The sequence below is a fragment of the Variovorax sp. DXTD-1 genome (assembly GCF_003984625.1).
Classification (GTDB): Bacteria; Pseudomonadota; Gammaproteobacteria; order Burkholderiales; family Burkholderiaceae_C; genus Variovorax.
In genome coordinates this window covers 1-4,763 of record NZ_RWKH01000045.1, presented here as the reverse complement: position 1 = coordinate 4,763, position 4,763 = coordinate 1, and the positions used below count along the sequence as shown (strand labels likewise).

General features: G+C 67.1%; 6 protein-coding genes. 4 read left to right on the top strand and 2 right to left on the bottom strand.

Annotated elements, in window-relative coordinates:
• Positions 1 to 1,101: SMP-30/gluconolactonase/LRE family protein (locus EJI00_RS24625; RefSeq protein ID WP_148110649.1), on the bottom strand; the 1,101-nt coding region annotated here is incomplete at its 3' end.
• A 133-nt stretch (positions 1,102 to 1,234) separates the two neighbouring features.
• Here EJI00_RS24625 and EJI00_RS24620 point away from each other — a divergent pair.
• Genes EJI00_RS24620 through EJI00_RS24610 form a run of 3 tightly spaced genes read left to right on the top strand, consistent with a single transcriptional unit; the run spans position 1,235 to position 3,858 of the window.
• Positions 1,235 to 2,713: a cytochrome ubiquinol oxidase subunit I gene (locus EJI00_RS24620; RefSeq protein ID WP_126750093.1), complete on the top strand. Its 1,479-nt coding sequence runs from the start codon at positions 1,235 to 1,237 to the stop codon at positions 2,711 to 2,713.
• Positions 2,703 to 3,710 carry a cytochrome d ubiquinol oxidase subunit II gene (gene cydB, locus EJI00_RS24615; protein ID WP_126750092.1) on the top strand — a complete coding sequence of 336 codons (1,008 nt, stop codon included), beginning with the start codon at positions 2,703 to 2,705 and terminating at the stop codon, positions 3,708 to 3,710. Before EJI00_RS24620 ends, cydB begins: the two co-directional genes overlap by 11 nt.
• Entirely contained in the window at positions 3,697 to 3,858 is a 162-nt protein-coding gene (locus EJI00_RS24610) for a DUF2474 domain-containing protein (RefSeq protein WP_260590845.1), read from the top strand. Before cydB ends, EJI00_RS24610 begins: the two co-directional genes overlap by 14 nt.
• Before the next feature lie 13 nt (positions 3,859 to 3,871).
• Here the strand turns inward: EJI00_RS24610 and EJI00_RS24605 are convergent, their stop codons facing one another.
• The gene (locus EJI00_RS24605) at positions 3,872 to 4,087 is read right to left on the bottom strand and encodes a hypothetical protein (RefSeq protein WP_185868214.1); all 216 of its coding nucleotides are present in this window, start codon (positions 4,085 to 4,087) and stop codon (positions 3,872 to 3,874) included.
• A gap of 331 nt (positions 4,088 to 4,418) precedes the next feature.
• Here EJI00_RS24605 and EJI00_RS24600 point away from each other — a divergent pair.
• Positions 4,419 to 4,763 (top strand): LysM peptidoglycan-binding domain-containing protein (locus EJI00_RS24600; RefSeq protein ID WP_148110648.1); only part of this gene is annotated, 345 nt, incomplete at its 3' end.

Genomic DNA, 4,763 nt, shown 5'->3' with positions numbered 1-4,763 from the left:
CGCGCCGTGCGCTTCCACGTAGAGCGCGTAGAGCGAGTGGCTGCTCGTCATGTAGAGCCGATTGCGCTTGGGGCCGCCGAACTCGAGATTGGCGCACCGCTCCGGAAGGCGGATGAAGCCGATGGGCTTGCCTTGCGGGTTGAAGATCTTCACGCCGTCCATCTCTTCGGATTTGCCGAGCGGCAAGTGCGCCTTCATGCCACCACCCACATCGGTGGGCTCCGGCGAGAAGGCGCCGCTGAAGCCCCAGCCGCACCAGAGGTTGCCGTCCCGGTCGACCCGAAAGCCGTCGAGCGCGCCCGGGCCGTCTGCGTCCACCAGCTTGGTCTTGTTCGACACGCTGGTGCCGTCGGCTGAAACGTCGTAGCTCCAGATGCTGCGGTTGGGCGTGCCCTTCCACTCGACCACGTAGAGTTTCTTCTCATCCGGAGAGAACGCGAGTCCGTTCGGGTTCACCAGGTCGGTGATGACGGCGGTGAGCTTGCCGTCCCTGGCAATGCGGTAAACGTTGGTGGTCGCCTGTTCGGGCGTTGCCCTGGAACCTTCCCACTCGCCATTGATGCCGAAGAGGGGGTCGGTGAACCACACCGTGTCGTCCGATCTGACCACCACGTCGTTGGGCGCATTGAGCTTCTTGCCCTCGTGGCTGTCGGCCAGCACCGTCATGCGGCCGTCTTTCTCGGTGCGCACCACGCGGCGCGTGACGGAGTGTTCGCAGGTAATCAGGCGGCCCTGGCGGTCGCGCGTGTTGCCGTTGGCAAAGTTGGCGTTCTGCTTGTGCACCGTGAACTTGCCGGTCTTCTCGTCGTACTTCATGAGCCGGTTGTTCGGAATGTCGCTGCACAGCAGGTAGCCGCCTTCGGGAAAGTACACCGGCCCTTCCGCCCACCGCATGCCGGTGCCGAGCTGCTCGACCGTGCTGCTGTAGATGCGGTATTTGGCAAAGCTCGGGTCCAGTATCAACACCGATGGGTCGGGGTAGCGCTGGTTGGGTTTGAAGTCGAAAGACTGCGCGCCCGCCAAGCCTGCGAAGGCGGCGAGTCCCGATCCCGCGGCGGTCTTGAGGAAGCGGCGGCGCGGGTGAAGGGGTTTGTTCTGCATCTGCAAATCTCCTTTTGTCGTTGTGAAACCGGCAAGCCCGCGACTGCGCCAACGGCGGCATGGGCGGTGGCCGGCGCTCATCTTACGGACGTGCCTGTTGCGGCGATCTGGTTGTGACGTTAAGGTCGGCCGCATGGACGCCCTCCTGCTCGCCCGAATCCAGTTCGGCTTCACGATTTCGTTCCACATCATCTTTCCGGCGCTCACCATCGGGCTGGCGAGCTACCTGGCCGTGCTCGAAGGCCTGTGGCTGCGCACCGGCCGCAAGGTGTACCTGGACCTGTACCAGTTCTGGATCAAGGTGTTTGCCGTGGCCTTCGGCATGGGCGTGGTGTCGGGCCTGGTCATGGCCTACCAGTTCGGCACCAACTGGAGCAACTTTTCGCGCTTTGCCGGCGGCGTGACCGGGCCGCTGCTGGCCTACGAGGTGCTGACCGCGTTCTTCCTTGAAGCAGGGTTTCTCGGCGTGATGCTGTTCGGGCGCGAACGCGTGGGCCCCGCGCTGCACTTCGTCTCGACGATCGCCGTGGCCGTCGGCACGCTGATCTCCGCCACCTGGATTCTCGCGTCCAACAGCTGGATGCAGACACCGCAAGGCCACGAGATCATCGACGGGCGCGTGGTCCCCGTCGACTGGTTCAGGGTGATCTTCAACCCGTCGTTCCCCTACCGGCTCGCGCACACCGTGACGGCCGCCTACCTGGCCACCGCACTGATGGTCGGCGGCGCGGCGGCCTGGCACCTGCTGCGCGGCCACGACAACACGCGCGTGCGCACCATGCTGTCGATGGCGCTGTGGATGCTCTTGGCCGCCGCGCCGCTGCAGGCGGTCATCGGCGACCAGCACGGGCTGAACACGCTCGAGCACCAGCCGGCCAAGCTCGCCGCCATCGAAGGCCACCGGGAGCGCACGCCCGAGGGCGAAGGCGTGCCGCTGAAGCTCTTCGGCTGGCCCGACATGCAGGCCGAGGTCACGCGCTACGCGGTGGAGATTCCGCGCGCCGGCAGCCTGCTGCTGGCCCACAGCTGGGACGGGCAGATCCCCGCGCTGAAGGACTTCGCACCCGAAGACCGGCCGAACTCGACCATCGTGTTCTGGACCTTCCGCGCCATGGTCGGCCTGGGCGTGCTGATGATTGCGCTGGCGTTCTGGGGCCTGTGGCTGCGGCGGGGGCAGCGGCTATTTACCCAGCGGGCGTTCCTGCGCTTCGCCCTGGCGCTCTCGCCCGCCGGGCTGGTGGCCATCCTCGCGGGCTGGTACACCACCGAGATCGGCCGCCAGCCGTGGATCGTCTACGGCCTCATGCGCACGGCCGATGCCGTGTCGCCGCAGCATTCGACCTCGCAGGTGGGCTTCACGCTGGCCCTGTTCGTGGTCGTGTACCTGGTCGTGTTCGGCGCGGGCACCGCCTACGGGCTGCGCCTGATCGCCAAGGGGCCGGCGGGCGACGAAGCCGAGCGTCCCCCGTGGGGCGGCCCCGGTGAAACGCGAACGCCGATGCGCCCGCTGTCCGCCGCGCCCGAAGACGACCAGGCCGATACCGACATCAGGGCCGATGCAGCAGGCAGCCGCATGGATGCAGCCATGGAGGGCGAGCGCGATGGGCATTGATCTTCCCCTGATCTGGGCCGTGATCATCCTGTTCGGCATCATGATGTACGTGGTGATGGACGGCTTCGACCTGGGGATCGGCATCCTGTTTCCGTTCGTGCCCGCCAAGGAAGACCGCGACGTGCTGATGAACACCGTGGCGCCCGTGTGGGATGGCAACGAGACCTGGCTCGTGCTCGGCGGCGCCGGTCTGCTGGCGGCGTTTCCGCTGGCCTATGCGGTGATCCTCAGCGCGTTCTACCTGCCCTTGATCCTGATGCTCGTGGGGCTGGTGTTCCGCGGCGTGGCCTTCGAGTTCCGTTTCAAGGCACGCGCGGGCAAGCGGCGCTGGTGGGACCATGCCTTCATCGGCGGCTCGGTCACCGCGGCCTTCTTTCAGGGGGTGACGCTCGGTGCCTTTCTCAACGGCGTGCCGGTGGAAGGTGGCAACTACGCGGGCGGGCCGTTCGACTGGATCTCGCCGTTCTCGCTTTTCACCGGCGCGGCGCTGGTGGCGGCCTATGCGCTGCTGGGCGCCACCTGGCTCGTGATGAAGACCGAAGGCCGCCTGCAGATGCGCATGCGCAGCCTGGCACGGCCGCTGGCCTGGCTGATGCTGGCCGTGATCGTCGCCATCAGCATCTGGACGCCGCTCGCGCACGAGGCCATTGCCAGGCGCTGGTTCAGCTTTCCGAATCTGCTGTGGTTTGCGCCGGTGCCCACGCTGGTGGCCCTGGTCACCTGGCGCCTGCTGCGCGAGCTGGGCGGCGAGGGGCACGCCTCGCCCTTCGTGCTCACGCTGGTGCTGCTGTTCCTGGGCTACACCGGGCTGGGCATCAGTTTGTGGCCCAACGTCATTCCGCCGGACATCAGCATCTGGCAGGCGGCGGGGCCGCCGCAGAGCCTGGGCTTTGCGCTGGTCGGTGCCTTGCTGATCATCCCCGTCATCCTGATGTACACCGCATGGAGCTACTGGGTGTTCCGCGGCAAGGTGCGGCATGGCGATGGGTACCACTGACCCCGGCCCTGACCCCGCCGGCCGCGGCAAATGGTTGCGCCGGTTCGGATGGCTGCTTGCCATCTGGCTGGCCAGCGTCGGCGCCCTCTTTGCGGTGGCGCTGGTCTTTCGCTGGCTGATGCGCGCGGTGGGCCTCACTGCGCCGTGAGGCCTGCCGCGGGCTAGTGGTGCTGCGCCTGGGCCGGTGCGGCTCGCCGGCGGATCTCGCTCTGCAGCGCGCGTTTTCCCGCCGCCAGCGCGGCTTCGTAGGTGTCCGCCGGATCGAAGGCATCGCGAAGCACCTTGGGGTTCGCTCCGTCCGTATCGGTTTCAAGCAGGCGCCAGACATAGGAGCCGAGGGCTGGCTCCTCGATGATGAGTTCGATGGGTTGTGTCATCACTTCAACTTGCACAAACCGGGGGCGAATGTCTGTAGGTCGAATTCGAATGCTGTGTGTCAGGGTGGCTTTGGCTGCACATCGGCCGCAATGCATTGTCCTGACGCGGGCCACCGCCTCACCTACGACCGGAACGGCAACCACCGCAGCGACACCCGCAACGGCGTGCGCATCGTGGAGCAGGGCGGCGCGGGCAGCGGCCAATGGGCCGCCGAAGCCGGCGAGAGCACCGAAACCTACGGCTACGACGGCCTGAACCGCCTGACCACCACCCGCCTACTACGCGTACGAGGGCGCGCCCCAGACGCAGGTCAACGGCCAGCGCCAGCTGGTGGTCAACGGCGAGGTGCTGGGGCGCTACGGCCTGATGGCGGACAACCGCTTCGAGGGCACGCCGCTGGCGCAGAACGGGCCGTTCTTCAGTGCCCAGAGCGACTTCAGCTTCGGCTACCAGCCCATAGGCGGCAACTACCCCGCGGGCAGCCCGGGCACCTACGCGGTGAGTGCGGGCGACACCCTGCAGGGCATCGCCAAGGGGGCGTACGGGGACAGTTCGCTGTGGTACCTGATCGCGGATGCGAACGGCCTGGGCAGCGATGCGGACCTGAGGACCGGGCAGGTGCTGACCATCCCCACCCGGGTGGGCAGTGCGAACAACGCGGGGACGTTCCAGCCT